The sequence below is a fragment of the uncultured Aquimonas sp. genome (genome assembly GCF_937888285.1).
Lineage (GTDB): Bacteria > Pseudomonadota > Gammaproteobacteria > Xanthomonadales > Xanthomonadaceae > Aquimonas.
Genome location: NZ_CALART010000049.1, coordinates 1 through 20,085 on the forward strand (window position 1 = coordinate 1; position 20,085 = coordinate 20,085).

The 20,085-nt window shown below is 66.4% G+C and carries 23 protein-coding genes; 21 read left to right on the forward strand and 2 right to left on the reverse strand.

Annotated features, from left to right (window positions below; translation table 11 throughout):
• Positions 1-281: transposase (locus Q0654_RS10560; RefSeq protein WP_298853566.1), on the forward strand; the 281-nt coding region annotated here is incomplete at its 5' end.
• Between the two features lie 260 nt (positions 282-541).
• On the opposite strand, the gene Q0654_RS10565 is transcribed toward Q0654_RS10560, so the two are convergent.
• Entirely contained in the window at positions 542-964 is a 423-nt protein-coding gene (locus tag Q0654_RS10565) for a MerR family DNA-binding protein (protein WP_003090234.1), read from the reverse strand.
• Between the two features lie 143 nt (positions 965-1,107).
• On the opposite strand from Q0654_RS10565, the gene Q0654_RS10570 reads away from it, so the two are divergent.
• From Q0654_RS10570 to Q0654_RS10665, 20 genes are all read left to right on the forward strand, one after another.
• A complete protein-coding gene (locus Q0654_RS10570; protein ID WP_155714379.1) occupies positions 1,108-1,542 on the forward strand; it encodes a hypothetical protein in 435 nt (144 codons plus the stop codon).
• A gap of 154 nt (positions 1,543-1,696) precedes the next feature.
• Positions 1,697-2,098: a hypothetical protein gene (locus Q0654_RS10575; protein WP_003090236.1), complete on the forward strand. Its 402-nt coding sequence runs from the start codon at positions 1,697-1,699 to the stop codon at positions 2,096-2,098.
• 11 nt (positions 2,099-2,109) lie between these two features.
• Positions 2,110-2,349: a DUF2933 domain-containing protein gene (locus tag Q0654_RS10580; RefSeq protein ID WP_003090237.1), complete on the forward strand. Its 240-nt coding sequence runs from the start codon at positions 2,110-2,112 to the stop codon at positions 2,347-2,349.
• Complete coding sequence (locus tag Q0654_RS10585; protein ID WP_003090238.1) at positions 2,346-2,996, forward strand: isoprenylcysteine carboxylmethyltransferase family protein; 651 nt, start codon at positions 2,346-2,348, stop codon at positions 2,994-2,996. Before Q0654_RS10580 ends, Q0654_RS10585 begins: the two co-directional genes overlap by 4 nt.
• A gap of 1 nt (position 2,997) precedes the next feature.
• Positions 2,998-3,156 (forward strand): hypothetical protein, encoded by a 159-nt coding sequence (locus Q0654_RS10590; RefSeq protein WP_010791738.1) that lies wholly within the window; start codon positions 2,998-3,000, stop codon positions 3,154-3,156.
• A gap of 10 nt (positions 3,157-3,166) precedes the next feature.
• Positions 3,167-4,030, forward strand: coding sequence for a polyphosphate kinase 2 (gene ppk2 / locus Q0654_RS10595; RefSeq protein ID WP_003090242.1), 864 nt, complete (start codon positions 3,167-3,169; stop codon positions 4,028-4,030).
• Between the two features lie 32 nt (positions 4,031-4,062).
• Positions 4,063-6,528 carry a heavy metal translocating P-type ATPase gene (locus Q0654_RS10600; RefSeq protein ID WP_006226038.1) on the forward strand — a complete coding sequence of 822 codons (2,466 nt, stop codon included), beginning with the start codon at positions 4,063-4,065 and terminating at the stop codon, positions 6,526-6,528.
• A gap of 13 nt (positions 6,529-6,541) precedes the next feature.
• On the forward strand, positions 6,542-7,867 hold the full coding sequence (locus tag Q0654_RS10605) for an MFS transporter (RefSeq protein WP_298853613.1): 1,326 nt from the start codon (positions 6,542-6,544) through the stop codon (positions 7,865-7,867).
• On the forward strand, positions 7,864-8,475 hold the full coding sequence (locus tag Q0654_RS10610; RefSeq protein ID WP_003090252.1) for a LemA family protein: 612 nt from the start codon (positions 7,864-7,866) through the stop codon (positions 8,473-8,475). The genes Q0654_RS10605 and Q0654_RS10610 overlap by 4 nt, the downstream gene beginning before the upstream one ends.
• Position 8,476: 1 nt before the next feature.
• Positions 8,477-9,382, forward strand: coding sequence for a TPM domain-containing protein (locus tag Q0654_RS10615; protein WP_060784750.1), 906 nt, complete (start codon positions 8,477-8,479; stop codon positions 9,380-9,382).
• A complete protein-coding gene (locus Q0654_RS10620; protein ID WP_228490203.1) occupies positions 9,318-9,881 on the forward strand; it encodes a TPM domain-containing protein in 564 nt (187 codons plus the stop codon). The genes Q0654_RS10615 and Q0654_RS10620 overlap by 65 nt, the downstream gene beginning before the upstream one ends.
• A 25-nt stretch (positions 9,882-9,906) precedes the next feature.
• Positions 9,907-11,268 carry an MBL fold metallo-hydrolase gene (locus Q0654_RS10625; RefSeq protein WP_298853636.1) on the forward strand — a complete coding sequence of 454 codons (1,362 nt, stop codon included), beginning with the start codon at positions 9,907-9,909 and terminating at the stop codon, positions 11,266-11,268.
• Entirely contained in the window at positions 11,265-12,830 is a 1,566-nt protein-coding gene (locus tag Q0654_RS10630) for a thymidine phosphorylase family protein (protein WP_298853638.1), read from the forward strand. Before Q0654_RS10625 ends, Q0654_RS10630 begins: the two co-directional genes overlap by 4 nt.
• On the forward strand, positions 12,827-13,726 hold the full coding sequence (locus tag Q0654_RS10635) for a ribose-phosphate pyrophosphokinase (RefSeq protein WP_015012972.1): 900 nt from the start codon (positions 12,827-12,829) through the stop codon (positions 13,724-13,726). The genes Q0654_RS10630 and Q0654_RS10635 overlap by 4 nt, the downstream gene beginning before the upstream one ends.
• 53 nt (positions 13,727-13,779) lie before the next feature.
• Positions 13,780-14,424, forward strand: coding sequence for a DUF6629 family protein (locus tag Q0654_RS10640; protein WP_003121541.1), 645 nt, complete (start codon positions 13,780-13,782; stop codon positions 14,422-14,424).
• A 65-nt stretch (positions 14,425-14,489) separates the two neighbouring features.
• A complete protein-coding gene (locus Q0654_RS10645) occupies positions 14,490-14,675 on the forward strand; it encodes a hypothetical protein (RefSeq protein ID WP_003121542.1) in 186 nt (61 codons plus the stop codon).
• Positions 14,672-15,703, forward strand: coding sequence for a hydroxyacid dehydrogenase (locus Q0654_RS10650; protein ID WP_003121543.1), 1,032 nt, complete (start codon positions 14,672-14,674; stop codon positions 15,701-15,703). Before Q0654_RS10645 ends, Q0654_RS10650 begins: the two co-directional genes overlap by 4 nt.
• Entirely contained in the window at positions 15,700-17,322 is a 1,623-nt protein-coding gene (locus tag Q0654_RS10655) for an AarF/UbiB family protein (RefSeq protein ID WP_009516034.1), read from the forward strand. The genes Q0654_RS10650 and Q0654_RS10655 overlap by 4 nt, the downstream gene beginning before the upstream one ends.
• Before the next feature lie 27 nt (positions 17,323-17,349).
• Positions 17,350-18,405 (forward strand): type II glyceraldehyde-3-phosphate dehydrogenase, encoded by a 1,056-nt coding sequence (locus Q0654_RS10660; RefSeq protein WP_003121545.1) that lies wholly within the window; start codon positions 17,350-17,352, stop codon positions 18,403-18,405.
• The gene (locus Q0654_RS10665; RefSeq protein ID WP_003121546.1) at positions 18,402-19,664 is read left to right on the forward strand and encodes an MgtC/SapB family protein; all 1,263 of its coding nucleotides are present in this window, start codon (positions 18,402-18,404) and stop codon (positions 19,662-19,664) included. The genes Q0654_RS10660 and Q0654_RS10665 overlap by 4 nt, the downstream gene beginning before the upstream one ends.
• 8 nt (positions 19,665-19,672) lie before the next feature.
• On the opposite strand, the gene Q0654_RS10670 is transcribed toward Q0654_RS10665, so the two are convergent.
• Positions 19,673-20,085 (reverse strand): SDR family NAD(P)-dependent oxidoreductase (locus Q0654_RS10670; RefSeq protein WP_298853664.1); only part of this gene is annotated, 413 nt, incomplete at its 5' end.

Genomic DNA, 20,085 nt, shown 5'->3' on the forward strand with positions numbered 1-20,085 from the left:
AGGCTCTGATCCGGGGCAAGGCGCCCCAAGCCAAAGACTTCACCAACCAGCGCACCCGCCGTGCAGGCGAGGTGGACGAAGTTCAGCGGGCCAAGAACCGCAACAAGTCACGCATCCGCGCTCGGGTAGAGCATGTGTTCGGGGTGGTCAAGCGCCTGTGGGGATTCACCAAGGTGCGCTACCGCGGGCTGCAGAAGAACGCCACACGCGCATTCACGGCCTTGGCGCTGGCCAACATTTTCCTTGCCCGAGGGCGACTGCAGGGACAGGTGCGCCCGTAAGGGTGGAAATCGGGCCTCAAGGCCCTGCGAACGGCCCAAATGGGCGGCGCAAGAGGCCACAAAATCCAAAAAATGGCGTCTTCCGCGTTCGCGCGGGAAATTTCGAGGGCTTGTTCAGCGTAGCCCTAAGTCGGCCGTGAGATTGCTGAAAATTCATTCGGCATTTTTGTGCAGCGAACAGTCCGCACGACCATTACCAACGAAGTGCGACAGGCCTCGTTCGCTTTCCTTGGGTCTCGTCTGTTCCTCACAGCGCGCAATCATTCGGACGTATTCAAAGGCCCCATGAGCGCAGCAATGATAGGGCAAGGAAGCGCCTCTCCCGTGTCTTCGCACCTCTCCAGCATGTCTCTCAGAGCGCCTCGCATGCGCTGAAGGTCGCCAACCTTCTCATCGATCTGGTCAAGGCGCCGCCGTGTCACCGTCTGAATAGCCCGGCGATTCCGCCCATCCTCCAGATCCAAGAGCGACTTCACCTCGTCCAGCGAGAACCCAAGGCTCTGAGCGCGCTTGATGAAGCCGATCCGCTGGATCATCGAAGCGGGGTAGCGCCGGAAGCTGCCGGCGTTCTTCGGGATCGGCAACAGGCCGCGTCCCTGGTAGTAGCGGATTGTCTCCACGCCGACGCCAGCGACCTTCGCCAGCCTGCCAACCGTCATCCAATCACCCAAACCTTCGTTCATCGAGCGATCCACTGTCTATTCACGAGCAACACAGAATAACGCAGTACCGCGTAGTTGACCCTTGCCTCCATTTGATCCAAATCAATTTCCCGCAGCTCAGTTGGGAATAGGATCACAGGTGTCAATGGGTCAATAGGCCGCACATGCGCACACTTCTCAACCACCGCAGGATTCGCGCCATCGCGTGGATGGTGCTCGGGGTATGGCTGTTTGCGCTCGGGGCCGGGGTGGCCAATGCCTGCCTTCTGGAGTCGCCGCAGCAACATCGGCATGCTGTCGGGTATGAGCATGTCCCATCGTCCGGGCATGGAAATCATGAAGGCCTCAATGGTGAGCACGAAGAAGGTTCCCACGACCCGTCGAAGGCCCCGTGCCTGAAGCTCTGCGGCGACGTCAACCAGTCCGCCATTCAGAAAGCACCAACCTTCGCGTTCGACCTCGTCGGTTTGGCGCCTCCCGCCTATGGAGACCAGCTGCTGGCTCCGACGTTGGCTCTGCGAGCCATCCCATCGAGGGGTCACCAGCGACCACCTCCCAAGCGGCCGTCGTGGCTGCTGTTCGAGCGTCTCGCGCTGTAGCGCCTCCTTTGAGTTGCCGTGTCGGTCACACCCGGCGCACAACTCATAAGCCTTGACTCTGTACCCGACTACGGAGTTTTCATAGGGCTTTGTCCGCTTGCGGCGACATCGGTTTCGCCCCAATGGCAGGCACCCGCGGCTAAAGGAGAGAGAAATGAAATTCACGCATTCGATCGCGGCCATCGTTGGCGCCGCACTGGTCACCTTGTCTGCGTTCGCGCAGGACAACCATCAGGCCCATCACCCCGCAGGTGCGAGTCCGACCGCGGCCGAGACGCCAAGGGCGCCGACCACCGAGGGCATGGATGCGCAACTGAAGTCGATGCAGGCCATGCACGAACGGATGGTGGCTGCGAAGACGCCTGCGCAGCGCAAGGCGCTCATGGCCGAACACATGCAGGCCATGCGGGCTGGCATGGCGATGATGGGCGCAATGAAGGATGGAGCCGAGTCGGCGCCGACAGCTGAGCGGCAGCAAATGCTCGAAATGCGCATGGACATGTGCCAGTCCATGATGCAGATGATGATGGACCGGATGCCTGAGCCGGCGAAGTGAGGAGGACGACCATGACAACTTCTCACCGCACCGGTCCAAGGTTTTCGCGCTCGCGATGGTTCCTGGGCTTTCTGGTCTTCCTGGCCGTGAGCATCTACATGCTGCTGACGGAACACCGCGGGCACTACCTGGCCGCGCTGCCACTGGTCCTCCTGGCGACTTGCGTCATCGCTCATGTGCTGATGCATCGCCATGCCGTACCAGGCGACGGTAGCAAGGCGAATCCACCGTACCCGGGAGAGCGCAAATGAACCACGATGCGCCCGCTTATGGGCTTTGGCTGCTCGTCCTCGTGAACTCGGCGGTCTTCATCATGTTCGCCTTCAGCTTCTTCAAACCGCAGACCTCGCGCGACTGGAGAACCTTCGGGACATTCGCAGCGTTCATTGTTGCCTTGTTCGTCGAGATGTACGGCTTTCCGCTGACGCTGTACGTGCTGTCCGGCTGGCTTCAGACCAAGTATCCCAGTCTGGACTTGCTGTCGCACAACAGCGGCCATCTCTGGTCGACCCTGCTGGGCGAGAGCGGCGACCCTCACTTCAGCCCGCTTCATATCGCGAGCTACATCTTCATCGGGGGCGGCTTCTGGCTTCTGTCGAGCGCCTGGACGGTGCTCTACCACGCGCAACGGCACGCCCAACTTGCCGTGAGCGGCCCATACGCCAGGATTCGGCACCCGCAGTATGTGGCCTTCGTGGCGATCCTTTTCGGCTTTCTGCTGCAGTGGCCGACGCTGTTGACGCTGCTGATGTTCCCCTTCCTCGTCGTGATGTATTCGAGGCTGGCTGTCAACGAGGAGAAGGACATGCGCAAGCAGTTCGGCGCCGAGTTCGACGCCTATGCCGCGCGCACGCCGCGCTTCCTTCCCTCCCTCTCGGACACGCGCCAGCGAGGCTGACATGAAGAAGACCCGCTGGCGTCAGCGCATCAATCGACCGTACCTGGCTGCAGCCTACGGACAAGGCGATGGCTGCGGCTCCCGTTCGGATGCGGACATGAGCGCCGCGCCCCGCCGGGCGTCGACACACGCAATGCTGATCGCCTGCGACCAGACCTAACGGAGAACCCATGGCAAAGAACAAGAAGGGCGCCAAAGGCGCCAAGCACAAGGCCGATGTGGACGGCACCGGCACTGCCCACGGCTCAGCGCGCGACGAGACAGCGACACGCTCGATCGGCCGCGAGGACTACGAAGCACAGTTGCACATGCTGCAGATCGAACTGGTGAAACTGCAGCGGCATTTCATCAAATGCAACGACCGTATCCTGATCCTCTTGGAGGGAAGGGACGGCGCAGGCAAGGACGGCAGCATCAAGCGGCTGGTCGAACACCTGAGTCCTCGGGAAACACGGGTCGTCGCGCTAGGAAAGCCCTCCGACCGGGATCGCACGGGCTGGTACTTCCAGCGCTACGTCCCGCACCTGCCAGTTGGCGAAGAGCTCGTGGTGTTCAACCGCAGTTGGTACAACCGTGCGGGCGTGGAACCGGTGATGGGCTTCTGTACCGCCGAGGAGCACGAGGAATTCATGAACTCAGTGCCCAAGTTCGAGGAGATGCTGGTCAACTCCGGTATCAAGCTGCTGAAGTATTACCTCGACATCGGCAAGAAGGAGCAGAGCCGCCGGCTCGGGGAACGCCGCCGTGATCCCCTCAAACAGTGGAAGTCGAGCCCGGTGGATGCCGTCGCGCTGAAGCACTGGGACGGCTATACACGGGCGCGCGACGAGATGTTCATGCGCACCCATACGGCCGCGGCGCCCTGGTCTGTCGTGCACGCCGACAACAAACGGTTGGCGAGGCTCAACCTGATCAGAGACATCCTCTCCCGGCTGCATTACGCCGGCAAGAAGCACAAGGTCATCGCTCCCGACCGGGAGATCGTCTTCGAGTTCTCGCAGGACTGCCTGGACTCGGGCCGACTCGCTCGTTGAGACCACGAACACAGCGAACAGGAAGAACAGCCATGAAGTCGATCAACGTTGAAGTCGGAGGGCTCGTATCGAGCCTGAGCGCGGAGGGAGTACGCCGCAAGCTGCTGCAGCTTCCCGGCGTCCATCATGCAGATGTCAACTATGTTGCGGGAAGCGCAACGGTCCATCTCGATGAGGGACAACTCAGTGTCGAGGATCTGCGCCAGCGCATCGCCGAATGCGGCTATCACTGCCGTGGCGAGCAGACGCCCAAGCACGTGTGCGCGCCCGCCGCTGGCGTCTCTGCCGACCCCAGCCATGCGGTGCACGGCCATCACGGCGCACCCGCACGTCAGGCGCAAGAGATGGGGCATGAGGGGCACCACGCGCATGCCCCCGCCACGGCCGCACGCGCGAAGGCTGCGGCCACGACGCCCGCCGCCCATGCTGCGCACCAGGCCCACGCAGGCGACCCTGCGATGGACGACATGATGCACGACATGGGCCACGGGTCGGGCTCGATGCAGGACATGGCTCGGGACATGCGCAATCGCTTCTTCGTGGCCCTGGTCTTCGCCATTCCCGTGTTCTTCTATTCCCCGATGGGGAAGATGTTCGGCGACTTCCAGACGCCGTTCGGGCTGGACGACAAGCTCTTTCTTTTCTTCCTCGCAAGTGCCGCGATCATCTATCCAGGTTGGCCTTTCTACGTGGCGGCGTGGCGCGCGCTGCGCAACGGCGTCGCCAACATGGCCACGTTGGTCGTGCTGTCGGTGGGCACCGGCTACCTGTTCAGCATCGGCGCGACCTTCTTCTACGAGGGTGAGGTGTTCTATGAAGCGGCATCGGTGCTGCTGGTCTTCATCCTGCTGGGGCACTGGCTGGAGATGCGCGCCCGCGCGGGCGCATCCGACGCGATTCGCGCGTTGATGGATCTCGCCCCACCCATGGCCACGGTCGTGCGCAACGGGGTGGAGACCAAGGTACCGACCGCCGAGGTTGCAGCCGGGGAACTGGTCGTGATCAAGCCCGGCGACAAGATCCCGGTGGATGGCGAGATCGTCGAGGGCGCGTCGCAAGTGGACGAGTCGATGCTGACGGGCGAGTCCATGCCGGTCAAGAAGGGCGTGGGCAGCACCGTCGTAGGCGCCAGCATCAACAAGAGCGGGAGCTTTCGCTACAAGGCCACGAAGGTCGGCGCGGACACGGCCTTGGCGCAGATTGTCAAGCTGGTCCAGGAGGCCCAGAACTCGAAGGCCCCCGGCCAGCTGCTGGCCGACCACGCATCCCAGTGGCTGGTGCTGGCGGCGATCGTGATTGGCCTGCTGACCTTCAGCGTCTGGTACTGGGTGATGGGACAGACATTACTGTTCGCACTCACCTTGACCATCACCGTGTTCGTGATCGCATGCCCTGATGCGCTGGGGCTGGCCACCCCGATGGCCATCATGGTCGGGACCGGGCTGGGCGCAATGAACGGCATTCTCTTCAAGAATGCGGCCGCATTGGAGAACGCCACCAAGTTGACGGTCGTGGTGTTCGACAAGACCGGCACCTTGACACTGGGGCAGCCCGATGTCGTCGAGATGGTGGCCGCGCCCGGTGTCGAGGAGACGCGGCTTCTGGCGACGGCCGCCGCGGTGGAGAAGTTCTCCGAGCACCCCCTCGCGCTCGCAGTGCTCAAGCGTGCGGGAGACATGCCGACGGAGGTCACCGAGAACTTCACCAACATCGATGGGCAAGGCGCACGGGCCACTATCGGGGGCGAGACGGTGCTCCTGGGCAACCGGCTGCTGATGCAGTCGGAACAGGTGGATCTGGCTCCCCTTGCCAGCGAGGCGGCGCGGCTGCAAGGCGGGGGGCGCACTGTGGTCCACGTCGCGCGCGGTGGCCGGCTGATCGGCCTCATCGCGATCGCCGATGCCGTGCGGCCGACCTCGCGCGAGACGATCGCCAAGCTGCAGGCACGCGGCGTGAAGGTCGCGATGCTGACCGGCGACAACCAGGCGACCGCCGAGCGCATCGGCAAGGAACTGGGCATCGACATCGTGCTTGCGGATGTGTTGCCCGGGCAGAAGGCCTCCAAGATCAAGGAACTGCAGCAGCAGGGTCACAAGGTCGGCATGGTCGGCGACGGCATCAACGACGCTCCGGCGCTGACGCAGGCCGACGTGGGCTTTGCGATTGGCGCGGGGACGGACGTTGCGATGGAAAGCGCCCAGGTGGTGTTGATGAAGAGTGACCCCTACGACGTGGTCGGGGCCATCGAACTGTCCCGGGCGACGCTGCGCAAGATGCACCAGAACCTCTGGTGGGCCGTGGCCTACAACGTGATCGCCTTCCCGCTGGCGGCCGGGGTGCTGTATCCGTTCACCTTGTCGCCCGAGGTCGCTGCATTGTCCATGTCGGGCAGTTCCGCGATCGTCGCGATCAATGCGCTGATGCTCAAGCGCACGCGCCTGCCGGGGATCAAGCGCGTGACGTCGCGTGCCAGTGTCCCAGCGGCCGCGTCAGCCTGAGCGGCGGGCCACCATGGTAGAGAGCCGCGCCATGCGATCACCGCGCGAATCCGGGCCCACCCGCCAGCAAGACCTCGGCGTCGCGCAGCTGGGTTGGCTCGCTGCGGCCGTATTCGTCGTCTCGGCCGGATATGGGGCACTGATGCCCTTGATCCCCGACTGGCTGCGGCCCTTGATGGGCGACGCGGATCCTGGGGCGCTTGCGCGCCATGTCGGCTACCTCAGCGGCATCTACACGGCGGGCATCCTGCTGGGTGCGCCCCTGTGGGGCATGCTGGCGGACAGGCTGGGGCGTGCCCGCGTGTTGCTGGTGGGCCTGATCGGCTACGTGGCCAGCCTGCTCCCGCTGCTGCGCCCCGAGGCCCTGGGCGTGGTCGGCATCTATGCGCTGCGCGGCGCGACGGGCTTTTTTGTGGCCGCGGTCGTGCCGGTGGTGCCGGCGCTCGTCGCGCAGTACACCCCAGAATCGATTCGCGCCAGGCGCTTTGCATGGCTGGGTGCGATGTCGCTGCTCGGGTTCCTGTTCGGCCCCGGCCTGAACGCCGCTGCAGAACGGCTTGTCGGCCTGGGCTTCTTGAGCGTGCTGGTACAGGGCTCATCGACCACGCTCGTGATCGCACTCTCGGCCGCGCTCGGCGCGCTGATGATGCTGGGCCTGGCCGCAACGCTTCCCGCACCTTCCTCCCTTGGAGAGGCGGACGCAGCCGATCACGACGGAGCACCCCGGAGCCGCTCCCTGGCGCTCTGGATTCTCAACGGTGTGGTCATGTTCGTGCTTGCCGGCTTTGAACTCGGCATCGTGCTGCAGGGCCAGCGCCACCCCGATCTCTCCTCCCGAGAGGTGTCGTTGATGTTCGCCGAGTGCAGTCTGGTGATGCTGGGCGTCAACGCGGTGCTGTTCTTCACCGGCCTGCTGGAGCGCGCCGACCCACGCCGCGTACTGGCCTGCGGCATGGTCCTGGGCATCGCCGGGCTCCTGATGCTGGCCCGCCATGGCAGCGAGATGTGGCTGTACGTCGGCGTGAGTTTCACGGCTGCGGGCACGGGTCTCGTGCTCCCCACCCTGGCCTACCTCGCTGCCGGCACCTCGGCGCGGCGGCTCGGTATCGCGATGGGAGGGCTCGCCGCGGCAGCCGGCCTCGGACAAACACTGGGATCGGCCGCCACCGGATGGCTATTCGGCGCTGTGATGCAGAGCACCTTTGCGTGGCTGTCGATTCCACTGGCCGCCACCCTCGCGCTGCTGCTCATTCCGCGGCATTGGTGGCCAGCCAACCCCGTCCTGGTGAGCGCTTCACCGTCCCGCACTTTTCTCACTTCCACGGAAACCGAACCATGAGACTGATCCTGATGTCCCTGCTCGCAGCGCTTGCCCTGTCGCTGAGCGGATGCGGCTACAACGACTTCCAGCGGCTGGACGAGCAGACCAAGTCCGCCTGGTCCGAGGTGCTGAACCAGTACCAGCGGCGCGCCGACCTGATCCCCAACATCGTCGCGACCGTCAAGGGCGAGACCAACTTCGAGCAGGAGACGCTGACCCGGGTGGTCGAGGCCCGCGCGAAGGCGACCTCGATCCAGGCCACGCCGGAACTCGTCAACAACCCCGAGGCGTTCCAGAAGTTCCAGGCGGCACAGAGCGAACTGTCCGGCGCGCTGAGCCGGCTGCTGGTGGTGAGCGAGAACTACCCGCAACTCAAGGCGAACCAGGCTTTTCAAGACCTGCGTGCCCAACTTGAGGGCACGGAGAACCGCATCACCGTGGCGCGTGGGCGCTACGTGAAGGCGGTGCAGGATTACAACGTGCTCACGCGCAGCTTCCCGACCAACATCACGGCCAAGCTGTTCAGCTACGTCGTCAAGCCCAATTTCTCGGTCGCCGACGAGAAGGCCATGGCGGCGCCGCCACAGGTCGATTTCGGCGCCTCGGCGCCGGCGGCGCGCCCCTGACATGAGAACGCCCAGAACAGTGGTGCTCTCTCCGGCGGCCCCTCTTCGGCTGGCCCACGCTCTGGCCTGGCTGCTGCTGAGCCTGTTCCTTTCGGTCGCGTCCGCGCAGGAGTTGGTCGCCGTTCCTCCGCTGCAGGCGCGCGTCACCGATCTCACGGGAACGCTCGCCGCCGATCGTGTCGCCGCGCTGGATGCGCAGCTTCGGGCCTTCGAGCAACGCAAGGGCGTGCAGATCGCCGTGCTGATGGTCCGCTCGACGCGGCCCGAACCCGTCGAGCAGTACGCCCTGCGGGTGGTAGAGCAATGGAAGCTCGGCCGTCGCAAGGTGGACGACGGCGCGTTGCTCCTGGTGGCCAAGGACGACCGCACCGTGCGCATCGAAGTCGGATACGGCATCGAGGGTGCGCTGAGCGACGTGGTATCGCGGCGCATCATCGACGAGGTGATCACGCCGCGCCTGCGCCAGGGCGATTTCGACGGCGGCATCGCCGCAGGCGCCGAACAGATCATGCGGGTGATCGATGGCGAGGCCCTGCCTGCGGCGGACCCACGGCGGCAGGGGCAGACCAACGACATCGGGCAGGCCTGGCCCTTCCTGTTCGTCGCGGCCCTGATGCTGGGCGGAGTGCTACGCAACGCCCTCGGCCGCCTTCCAGGCTCCCTGGTCACGGCTGGCGTGCTGGGTGCCGCTGCGTGGCTGTTGGTGGGCACCTTCGCGGTGGCCGCGGTGGCTGGACTGGCGGGATTCCTCGTCACGCTGCTGGGCATCGGCATGGGTGGCCACGGCGGCATGGACGGGCGCCACCGGGGAGGCGGCTGGCCGGGCGGAGGATTGGGCGGTGGTGGCGGTGGATTCCGCGGCGGCGGCGGCGGCTTCGGTGGCGGCGGCGCGTCAGGACGGTGGTGAGATGAACATGCAACGACTTCTTCGCCACCTTGCGACCACGGATCGCGCAGTCCGCCGCGCCTTCCCCCCGTGCGCGCTGGATGCGATCGAGCAGGCCATCCGCACGGGAGAGTTCCAGCATGGGGGCCAGCTGCGCTTCGTGGTCGAGGGTGCGCTGGACGGATCGCCACTGTGGCGCAACCAATCGCCGGGCGAGCGGGCGCTGGACCTGTTCGCACGCCTGGGTGTGTGGGATACGGCGCACAACAGCGGCGTCCTGATCTACGTGCTGCTGGCCGACCGGGCCGTGGAGATCGTGGCCGATCGCGGCATCCATGCCTGTTGCGGTGCCGAAAGGTGGTCGGCTGTGTGCCAGCGCATGGAAGCCCAGTTTGCGCAGGGACGCTTCGAGGCCGGAGCCCTGGAAGGCATCGTGGCCGTCAGCCACCTGCTGGTGCAGCACTTTCCGCGGGGCGCGGACCACGGCAACGAGTTGCCGGATCGGCCGGTCCTTCTTTGAACGACAACATCCTTGGAGACCTACCATGCAACTTCAATTTCTGGGTGCCACCGGCACCGTGACCGGTTCCAAATACCTGCTGCGCCATGGCGACGCGACCATTCTGGTGGACTGCGGCCTGTTCCAGGGATTCAAGCAGCTGCGCCTGCGCAACTGGGAGCCGCTGCCGGTCGCGCCCAAGACCGTCGACGCGGTCGTGCTCACCCACGCCCACATCGACCACAGCGGCTACCTGCCACTGCTGGCGCGACAAGGCTTTCGCGGCCGGGTTTACTGCACGTCCGCGACGCACGAGCTGTGCAAGATCCTGCTCACCGACAGCGGCCATCTGCAGGAGGAAGAGGCGAAGTTCGCCAACCGGCACGGTTTCTCCAAACACCAGCCCGCGCTGCCGCTGTACACCCGTGAGGACGCCGAGCGCTGCCTGAAGCTGTTCGCGCCACCTCCGTTCTCTCAGGACTTCGAGGCGCTGCCCGGACTCACCGCGCGGTTGACGCCTTCCGGGCACATGCTCGGCTCGGCCTTCGTGCACCTCAACGACGGCCGGCGATCCGTGCTCTTCTCCGGCGACATCGGCCGGCCCAACGACCCGGTGCTGCGCCCGCCGGTGCAGGTCCCCGGCGCCGACTACCTGCTGGTGGAATCCACCTACGGCAACCGCAAGCATGAAGCGTCCGACGCACTGGCGCAGCTGGAGACTGTCATCAACAAGACGGCCGCCCGTGGAGGGGTCGTGGTCATCCCAGCGTTCGCTGTCGGCCGAGCGCAGAGCCTGATGTACGGCATCTACCAGCTCAAGAAGCAAGGGCGCATCCACCAGCACCTGCCCGTGTACCTGGACAGCCCGATGGCCATCGATGCCACACGGCTGTACCACGCCCATCGCGACGAGCACCGGCTCTCGCCCGAGGAATGCGAGGGCATGTGCCATGCCGCGAAGATCGTCAACAAGGTCGAGGAGTCCAAGGCGCTCAGCGCCGGTCGTGGACCGATGGTCATCATCTCCGCCAGTGGCATGGCCACGGGAGGACGCGTGGTGCACCACCTCAAGTCATTCGCGCCCGACCATCGCAACACCATCCTGTTCGCCGGCTACCAGGCGGGCGGCACCCGTGGCGCCGCGATCGTGCACGGCGCGTCCACCGTCCGCATCCATGGCCAGGATGTGCCGATCCGCGCCGAGGTGGCCTCGCTCGACAACCTTTCCGCCCACGCCGATGCCGACGAGATCCTCGCGTGGATGCGCGGCTTCACGCAAACACCGCGCCGAACCTTCGTGACCCACGGCGAGCCGGAGGCGGCCGATGCGCTGCGCGCGCGGATCGACCATGAACTGGGCTGGTCGGTTGCCGTGCCCGAGTACCTGCAGACGGTGGATCTGGTATGACGGCGCACCTGCACGAGACCGGCACCGGCACCGGCACCGGCACCGGCACCGGAGAGGATGGCGTGAACACGCTGCAGGCGTGGCGCACCGGCATCGACACCCATCAGGAGCCGGTGGTCTACATGCGGCGCGACTGCCCTGTCTGCCGGTCGGAGGGTTTCACGACCCAGGCGCGCGTGCAGCTGACGGCCGGCCGCCGCAGCATCGTGGCGACGCTCAGCGTCGTCGATGGGGATTGGCTGGCCGAGAACGTCGCTGGCCTGTCCGAATCGGCATGGGCGTCGCTGGGGGCGCAGCCGGGCCAGCTGGTCACGGTGACCCATGCACCGCCGCTGGATTCGCTCAGCCATGTCCGGGCCAAGGTCTACGGCAATGCCCTGGGCGATGCCGAGTTCAGCGCCATCATCTCCGACGTCGCGGCGGGCCATTACTCTGACCTGCATCTGGCCACCTTCATCACCGCCTGCGCCGGCGATCGCCTGGACCTCGCGGAGACCGTCTCGCTCACGAAAGCCATGATTGGCGTCGGTGACCGCATCGATTGGGGGCGCCCGCTGGTGGTGGACAAGCATTGCGTCGGCGGCCTGCCCGGCAACCGCACGACCCTGCTCGTGGTGCCCATCGTGGCCGCCTGCGGCCTCACGATGCCCAAGACCTCCTCGCGCGCCATCACCTCGCCGGCCGGGACGGCCGACACAATGGAGGTGCTGGCGCCGGTGAACCTGGATGTGCGGAGCATGCGGCGCGTGGTCGAACGCACGGGCGGCTGCATCGTCTGGGGCGGCTCGGTACGGCTCAGCCCCGCCGACGACATCCTCATCCGCGTCGAGCGGCCGCTGGACCTGGACAGCGAGGGCCAGCTCGTCGCCTCGGTCCTGTCCAAGAAGGCCGCTGCGGGCTCGACCCATGTGCTGATCGACCTGCCCGTGGGTGCCACCGCCAAAGTGCGCAGCGCGCAGGCCGCGGCGGCGCTCGGTCGGCGCCTGCAGGAGGTGGGCAGCGCCATCGGCCTGCACGTGGCCTTGCGCGTCACCGATGGTGAGCAGCCGGTCGGCCGCGGGATCGGCCCGGCACTGGAGGCCCGCGACGTGCTGGCCGTCCTACAAGGGACGCCCGAGGCCCCGGCCGACCTGCGGGAGCGAGCGTTGCGGCTGGCGGCGGACATCCTCGAAATGGGCGGTGCAGCGCCCGCCGGCGGCGGCCTGACGCTCGCCACGCAGGTGCTGGCCGACGGCCGCGCCTGGGCCACGTTCCAGGCGATCTGCGCTGAGCAGGGCGGCCTGCGCAGCATCCCGGTGGCAACGCATCGGCACACCGTCGCATCGCCGTCCACGGGACGGGTCTCCCGAATCGACAACCGGCTGCTCGCGCGGGCGGCCAAGCTCGCCGGAGCACCGACCGCCGCTGCCGCCGGCATCGACGTGCATGCGCGCCTGGGCGACCAGCTCGAAGCGGGACAGCCGCTCTTCACGCTGCACGCCCAGGCGCCGGGCGAGCTGGCCTATGCGCTGCAGTTCGTCCGCTCGCGCCCACCGATCTTCCAGATTTCGGAGAACCTATGAAACCTCTCGTTTTTCACCTGCCGGGCGACGAAGACTTCGCCGATGGACTGATCCGGGCGTTGGGCGCGCAGCGGGCTGCCCTGCAACTGCACCGGTTCCCGGACGGCGAGTCGCTGGTGCGGCTGGACGCCGACGTCACCGGCCGCACCGTCGTGATCGTGGCCAGCCTGGCACAGCCGGACGCCAAGGCGCTGCCCTTGTTGTTCGCCGCGGACGCAGCGCGCGACCTCGGCGCCACCCGCGTGTTGCTGGCTGCCCCGTACCTGGCGTACCTGCGTCAGGACCGGCGCTTCAACACGGGCGAAGCCATCACGTCCCGCACGTTCGCTGCGCTGGTGTCGACGGTGTTCGACGGTATCGTCACCGTCGATCCCCATCTGCACCGCTACCGCTCGCTCGGCGAGGTCTACCGGGTGCCGACCCGTGTGGTCGAGTCCGCGCCCGCCATCGCGGCCTGGGTCGCAGCCCATGTGGACCGTCCCGTGTTGATCGGACCCGATGCGGAAAGCGAGCAATGGGTCCAGGAAGTCGCGCGCTTGGCTGGCGCGCCGTTCACGGTGTTGCAGAAGATCCGCCGGGGCGACAAGGACGTGGAGGTCAGCCTTCCCGACACCGCGGCCCTGGCAGACCGCCAGCCCGTGCTCATCGATGACATCGTGTCCAGCGCGCGCACGATGATCCAGGCAATCGCCAGTGTGCGCAGCGTGGGATTGCCGCCACCGGTGTGCATCGGGGTGCACGCCCTGTTCGCCGCCGACGCGTACCACGCACTTCTTGCGGCAGGGCCCCAGCGGGTGGTGACCTGCGACACCGTGCCGCATGTCTCTAACGGCATCAGCGTGGTGGCACCGCTGGCGACAGCGGTGCAGGAACTGATGGAAGCCGGCGCGCCATGAGCCGCTGCGCCGCGCTCGCCATGACGCTCACGATCGAGGGGAGATGACTGCCCATGTGCTTTTCCGCACCCGCCAGTTTCACGGCCGCAGCGGTTCTGCTGGGCCTGGGGACCGTCACCATGCGCCGGGCCCGCTCACGGCGCGAACTGCCGTATGCCGCCATCCCGCTGCTGTTCGGGGTCCAGCAACTGCTCGAAGGCATGCTGTGGCTGACGTTCCCCGACCGCGCGCCCTTGCTGAACGTGGCGCTGACGCATCTCTACTCGTTCTTCTCGCACGTCCTGTGGCCGATCTACGTCCCGCTGGCTGCGCTGGCGCTGGAGAGCGTCCGTTGGCGCCGTCGGGTTCTGGTGGCCATTGCAGTCGCGGGCGCGCTCGTCGGTCTGTACCTGCTGGCGATGCTGGTGAAGCTGCCCATCACGGCCCGCGTGGTCGGCCAGCACATCCTCTACGACTCTCCGCACTTCTACGTGATGACCACGATGGCCCTGTATCTGATCGGCACCTGCGCAAGCCTGATGGTTTCTAGCCACCGGCGCGTGGCGGCTTTTGGGGTGGCCGCCTTTGTCTCCGCAATCGCCGCCTACATGTTCTATGCAACCTGGTTCATCTCGGTGTGGTGCTTCTTTGCCGCTGTGCTCAGCTTCATCGTGCTGTGGCAGTTCCGTGAGCCCCGAGCGAGGCTGGCCGTGCCATGACGAATCCTCCGGCCAGATTCAAGCCCGCACTGGCCTACGCGGACTGCGGCCGCACGCAGGGCCCGATGCGCCGCGCGGCGTTCTTCACGGTTCAGTTGCTCGACGGATTCGAGACCATGCGCGATGCGGTCGCCGGCCGGCTGCCGACGGTATTCGCGCAAGCGGAACTCGCGCAAGGCACCAAGACCGGGCACTTCATCGCCGCGTTCTGCATCCTGTCCCTGCACCGGGTAATCGAGGAGGGCTCATGACCGCACAAAACCGTCTGTCCGTTCTGTTCTCCGACATCGCACCGGCGGACCAGGCCGCGCTGCAGCAACGGCTTCCGACCCACTGGCACGCGCACTTCGTCCAGAACGAACGCCTGGTGGTATCCGATGTCGGCGATGAAGACACCGAGGTGCTGTGCGTCTTCGTGCGCACGCGCGTTGACGAATCGGTGCTCCGGTTGCTGCCGCGCGTGCGGCTCGTGGCAACGCGCTCCGCGGGCTTCGATCACATCGACCTGCAGGCTTGCCGCCGACGCGGCATTGCCGTGTGCAACGTGCCGGACTATGGGTCCGCCAGCGTCGCCGAACATGCCTTCGCGCTGCTGCTGGGCGTGGCTCGCCATCTGACACAAGCCCACGAGCGGGCGCGCCAAGGTTCTTTCGCTTACCGCGGCCTCACCGGCTTCGAGCTGGAAGGAAAGACGCTGGGCATCGTCGGGCTGGGCCGGATCGGGCGCCACGTGGCCCGTATCGCCCTGGGCTTCGGCATGGAAGTTCTCGCGTACGACCCGGCCCTCGCCCCATCGCTCGACATCACGGCAGCACCCATCGCCGGCGTCCGCGTGGTGACGTGGGAGCAGATCCTGCAAAGCAGCGATGTTCTGAGCCTTCATGTTCCGGCCACGCAGGCCACGCACCACCTTCTCGATGGCCAGGCCTTCGCGCGCATGAAACCGGGCATGGTACTGATCAACACGGCACGGGGTGCGCTCATCGACGACGCCGCCCTGCTGCACGCACTGGAGGCAGGTACCGTCGCCGCAGCAGGACTGGACGTGCTGGAACAGGAAGGGGATCTGTCTCCCGAAGTGCCCACGGGCTGCGGCGGACTGGGTTGCGATACCGGCTGGTCGGCATCCAGCCCACTGCTGACGCATCCGCGTGTGCTCGTGACACCGCATGTCGGGTTCAATACGTCGGAGGCGATCGCGCGCATCCTCGACGAGACCATCTCGAACATCGCAGCCTGGCATGCGGGCCGCCTGCGCAACAGGTTGGATGAGCCATGACGCGACCGAACCGCCCCGTTTCCACCGTGCGTCTTGCGGGCCGCCCAACGCAACGCTCGGCGCTGCGCCGGGCCACGCAGATCGCTATGGCCCTGAGCGGGTTCCTGCTCTGGGTGGCCTGGCACCGGGGCCTGATGCGCTGCGATACCCACCGGGCGGCCGACCGCTTCGCCGAAGTGCTGCAGCGATTGGGCACGACCTTCGTGAAGCTGGGCCAGCATCTCAGCCTGCGGGCCGACATTCTGGCGCCCGATGCGCAAGAGGCTCTGGCCAGCCTGCAGGCCAATGTGGCGCCGTTTCCTCCCGAGCAGGCGGTCCAGGAGGTCGAGGCGGCGCTCGGCCGCCCATGGCAGCAGCTCTTCGCACGCTTCGACATGCACGCGCTCGCCGCGGCCTCGATCGCCCAGATTCATCGTGCAGCCCTGCCGGACGGGACGGAAGTGGTGGTGAAGATCCGCCGCCCTGGCGCGGCCGAGCAGGCCGAGACCGACATGCGCATCCTGCGCCGCATCGTCCTGGTCATGCAGGGGCTCGTGCCCTCGCTGCGTCGCTGGGGGCTGGCAGCCATCGTGGACGAGGTTGCGGCCAACTTCCGCTACGAGATGGATTTGTCGCGCGAGGCAGCTTCCGTGCGACGTTTCGCCGACGCCTGGCGCGGCTCTGCCGACATCGTGATCCCCGACGTGGTGGACGGCCTGTGCACGCCGACCGTCATGGTCCAGCAGTTCAGCCACGGAGCTCACCTGCACGGTCTGCCTTCGTCCACCGCGGTGGCGGCCGCGGGCAAACTCGTGGACAGCTACGTCGCCCAGATCTTCCGCGATGGCTTCTTCCACGGCGACCCCCATCCCGGCAACGTCTTCGTGATGGACGATGGCCGCATATGCCTGCACGACTTCGGCATCGTGGGCCGGGTCGACGGCAACATGCGGCGGGCGCTGGTGGCGTTCGCCCTGGCCTTCGTCGAGCAGGATGCCGAATGGGTGGTCGATGCCTGGCTCGACCTGGGCCTGCTCGGCGACGGCACCGATCGGGCCGTGTTCGTGCCTGTCGTGCGTGCCCTGGTCGCAGACTGCGCACAGAGGCCGCTGAAGGACTGGTCGCTCTCAGGTGCTCTCGCGCAGCTCGTGGCGGCGGGCCGGACCCAGGAAGTCCGGCTGCCCAGGGACCTCCTCGTGCTCACGCGTACCCTGTTGTTGCTCGAAGGGACGGTGCGCCTGCTGGCACCCGAGTTTTCCATCATCGAAGCCATCTCTCGCCACACGACCACGGGCGTCTTCGACGAGCCCAAGTCTGCGGCATCGCAGCGTCTGCCATATGAACTGGGGAACGCGGCCCACGCCCTGCCCTCCCTGATGGCGCGGCGTCTGCACAGCGTCTTGCGGCAGGGTGACCTGCTGCAACTGTCGATCAAGCCGGATGCCAGGATGCTGAGCGGGATCGACCGCCTCGGCCGTCGCGTCGCGCTGGCGCTCGTGACGCTCGGCCTGTACATCGCATCGAGCTTGTTGATGCAGCACGGCGTGGGCCCGCGCTGGGGCGACATGCCGGTACTCGCGCTGCTGGGCTATGCGCTGGCGATCCGGTTCACGTTTTCCATCGCGCGCAGCCGCGGCTGAGGCGCCTCATCAAGCAAGGAGTCAGGCATGAACAAGGTCAGAGTGGCGGTGAACGGATACGGTGTGATCGGCAAGCGGGTGGCGGATGCGGTCGCACTCCAGGAGGACATGGCGCTAGCCGGCGTCGCGGATGTGGTGCACGACTATCGCCTGCAGGTGGCCGCGCAGCGCGCTTTCCCGATTTACGCGGCGACCGCTGAAGCCGCACAATCGATGCGTGCTGCGGGGCTTCCTGTCGCGGGCGATCTGGCCGACCTGCTCGCCAACGCGGACGTCGTGGTCGATTGCACACCCAAGAAAGTCGCCGCGGTCAACAAGAGGGCGTACGACGCTGCCGGTGTGAAGTCCATCTTCCATGGCGGCGAGTCCCACGCGTTGACCGGTCATTCGTTCGTCGCGCAGGAGAACTACGCAACCGCGATCGGCCGCACCTCCACCCGGGTGGTGTCCTGCAACACGACGTCGATCGTGCGCACCCTGGGGGCGCTTCGGACAGCGGGCCTGCTCAAGCGAGCCCGCGGGACGCTGATCCGCCGGGCTTCCGACCCGTGGGAGGCGCATGCGGAGGGCATCATCAACACGCTCGTGCCGGAGAAGACGATCCCCAGCCATCAGGGACCGGACGCGCGCACTGTGATCCCGGACCTGGACGTCGTCACGATCGCGGTCAAGGCGCCGCACAACAGCAGCCACCTGCACACCTGGTGGGTCGAACTGACGAGGCCGGCCACGCGCGACGAGGTGCTGGCGGCCTTTCGCGCTGCGCCACGGATCGCGTTCGTGCGATCCTCGGATGGTCTCGTGGCCCTCAACAGCACGGTGGAACTGATGGCCGATCTCGGCCGCCCGCGCGGCGACCTGTGGGAGGTCGCGTTGTGGGAGGACGTGCTTTCGGTCGATGGCGATCAGGCGTACTACACCTACCAGGTCTTCAACCAGGCGATCGTAATCCCCGAGACCATCGATGCCATTCGCGCCTTGAGCGGCATCGAGACCGATCCCCAGGTGTCGATGGCGCGCACCGATGCTTCGCTGGGACTGCAGCGTGATTTCATCCGTGACCGCGTCCAGGTTCGACGATGAGTGAATTCGATGATCCCGCGCTGGTCGGGCTCGGGCTGGCACTCGCTTCGGGACTTCTGATCGGCCTGGAACGGGGATGGCAGCAACGCGAGCGGCCCGAGGGACATCGCGTCGCGGGCGTTCGCACCTTTGCGCTGATCGGCCTGCTCGGCGGCCTTGGCGGGCTGCTGGCCCAGCGCTGGGGAGCCGGCATGCTCATCGCGCTGCTCGTACTCGTCGGGGTGTATCTGGTGGTGGGCTACCTGGTGACGGCGCATATGCATGCCGTGATGGGACTGACCACGTCCGTCGCCGCCCTTGCGACTTTCGCCATCGGGGCGCTGGCGACCAGTGGCGCTTGGCGCGTTTCGGCGGTCGCCGCCGTGGTCGTGCTGGCGCTGCTGCGTTTCAAGCAGCTCTTGCACGCCGGCGTCGGCAAGCTGTCCGAGGCGGAGATCAGCAGCGGCACGCAGTTGCTGTTGATCAGCGTGGTCGTACTGCCCGTACTCCCTGATCGTGGCTTTGGCCCCTATGAGGCGTTGAATCCCTATCGCCTTTGGTGGGCCGTTGTCCTGCTGGCAGTGCTGTCGTTCGCTGGGTTCGTCCTGATGCGCTCGCTCGGCAGGAAACGAGGGCTGGTATTCACAGCGCTGCTCGGCGGGATCGTGTCGAGCACCGCCACCACGGCCACGTTGGCGCGCTGGGCCGGGCAGACGCCAGGCTGGCATCCACTGGCAGCGGCGGGGGCGGCGCTCGCCTGCGCAGCCATGTTTGCGCGCATGGCGGCTCTCGTCGCCATCGCAGCCCCCGGCATCGGCTGGGACCCGGTGGTCATCTTCGTGGCCATGGCCGTGGCTGGCGGTGTTCTGGGGACGTTCCTGGCGGCGCGGTCGCCCGCCGACGACTTGCCCGAACTTCAGCTTGGCAACCCATTGCAGCTGCGCTCCGCGCTCCAGTTCGCAGCCTTCCTGGCCGCGGTGATGCTGGCAGGCCGCTTTCTTGCCGATCGCTTCGGGGATGCTGGCGTCATGCTGACCGCCGCTGCCTCGGGTCTGGTGGACGTCGATGCGATCACGCTCTCGATTGGCCGCCTGGTGACCGAGGGCGCCGTCACCGCCGCTTCGGCCACCCTGGCCTTGTTCATCGCCGCATCCGTCAATCAGGTCACCAAACTTGTCCTGTTGATGTCGCTGGGCGGTAGGGCGCTCGCATGGAGAGTGCTCCCGTCGTACGCGGCCATGGCTGCTGCTGGCTTTGCCGTCGCCCTGGGCTTGACCTGAAACAGCGATCAGCTATCGAAGGCCACCGATCGCGCCAGACTCTCCTGCGCTTCAAGGGCAGACAGCCTGCCCTTGAGCGCCGCCTGGATGACGCCGAAGGCGTCACCGCCCAGCGCCACCCGAAGCGGTGGCTTCTCGCTCGTGGCCGTGTCGAAGATCCGGTGCGCGATCTTCTGCGGATCGAGCGTGTACAACTCGTCACCCGCGTTCTCGAACATCGCGCGAATCTGTCCAGCGGGCGTGTCCTGATAGGCGGGGTTCGCCGGCGCGTACTGCAAATTGCGGCTGAAGCTCGTGCGAGCGCCGCCCGGTTCAATGAGTGTGACGAAGACCCCAAACCCCTCCAGTTCCTGGCGAAGGCATTCGCTGAAGCCTTCCAGACCCCATTTCGCGGCGTGGTAAAGACTGCTGGTCGGCAGGG

What these genes read in the sequence shown, in the direction of transcription:
- Q0654_RS10570 (WP_155714379.1), top strand. Translation starts at nt 1,108, where the DNA reads ATGCGCACACTTCTCAACCACCGCAGGATTCGCGCCATCGCGTGGATG.
- Q0654_RS10610 (WP_003090252.1), top strand. Translation starts at nt 7,864, where the DNA reads ATGAGACTGATCCTGATGTCCCTGCTCGCAGCGCTTGCCCTGTCGCTG.
- ppk2 (WP_003090242.1), top strand. Translation starts at nt 3,167, where the DNA reads ATGGCAAAGAACAAGAAGGGCGCCAAAGGCGCCAAGCACAAGGCCGAT.
- Q0654_RS10600 (WP_006226038.1), top strand. Translation starts at nt 4,063, where the DNA reads ATGAAGTCGATCAACGTTGAAGTCGGAGGGCTCGTATCGAGCCTGAGC.
- Q0654_RS10635 (WP_015012972.1), top strand. Translation starts at nt 12,827, where the DNA reads ATGAAACCTCTCGTTTTTCACCTGCCGGGCGACGAAGACTTCGCCGAT.
- Q0654_RS10565 (WP_003090234.1), bottom strand. Translation starts at nt 964, where the DNA reads ATGAACGAAGGTTTGGGTGATTGGATGACGGTTGGCAGGCTGGCGAAG.
- Q0654_RS10580 (WP_003090237.1), top strand. Translation starts at nt 2,110, where the DNA reads ATGACAACTTCTCACCGCACCGGTCCAAGGTTTTCGCGCTCGCGATGG.
- Q0654_RS10625 (WP_298853636.1), top strand. Translation starts at nt 9,907, where the DNA reads ATGCAACTTCAATTTCTGGGTGCCACCGGCACCGTGACCGGTTCCAAA.
- Q0654_RS10615 (WP_060784750.1), top strand. Translation starts at nt 8,477, where the DNA reads ATGAGAACGCCCAGAACAGTGGTGCTCTCTCCGGCGGCCCCTCTTCGG.
- Q0654_RS10605 (WP_298853613.1), top strand. Translation starts at nt 6,542, where the DNA reads ATGGTAGAGAGCCGCGCCATGCGATCACCGCGCGAATCCGGGCCCACC.
- Q0654_RS10575 (WP_003090236.1), top strand. Translation starts at nt 1,697, where the DNA reads ATGAAATTCACGCATTCGATCGCGGCCATCGTTGGCGCCGCACTGGTC.
- Q0654_RS10650 (WP_003121543.1), top strand. Translation starts at nt 14,672, where the DNA reads ATGACCGCACAAAACCGTCTGTCCGTTCTGTTCTCCGACATCGCACCG.
- Q0654_RS10640 (WP_003121541.1), top strand. Translation starts at nt 13,780, where the DNA reads ATGTGCTTTTCCGCACCCGCCAGTTTCACGGCCGCAGCGGTTCTGCTG.
- Q0654_RS10655 (WP_009516034.1), top strand. Translation starts at nt 15,700, where the DNA reads ATGACGCGACCGAACCGCCCCGTTTCCACCGTGCGTCTTGCGGGCCGC.
- Q0654_RS10590 (WP_010791738.1), top strand. Translation starts at nt 2,998, where the DNA reads ATGAAGAAGACCCGCTGGCGTCAGCGCATCAATCGACCGTACCTGGCT.
- Q0654_RS10645 (WP_003121542.1), top strand. Translation starts at nt 14,490, where the DNA reads ATGCGCCGCGCGGCGTTCTTCACGGTTCAGTTGCTCGACGGATTCGAG.
- Q0654_RS10665 (WP_003121546.1), top strand. Translation starts at nt 18,402, where the DNA reads ATGAGTGAATTCGATGATCCCGCGCTGGTCGGGCTCGGGCTGGCACTC.
- Q0654_RS10585 (WP_003090238.1), top strand. Translation starts at nt 2,346, where the DNA reads ATGAACCACGATGCGCCCGCTTATGGGCTTTGGCTGCTCGTCCTCGTG.
- Q0654_RS10630 (WP_298853638.1), top strand. Translation starts at nt 11,265, where the DNA reads ATGACGGCGCACCTGCACGAGACCGGCACCGGCACCGGCACCGGCACC.
- Q0654_RS10660 (WP_003121545.1), top strand. Translation starts at nt 17,350, where the DNA reads ATGAACAAGGTCAGAGTGGCGGTGAACGGATACGGTGTGATCGGCAAG.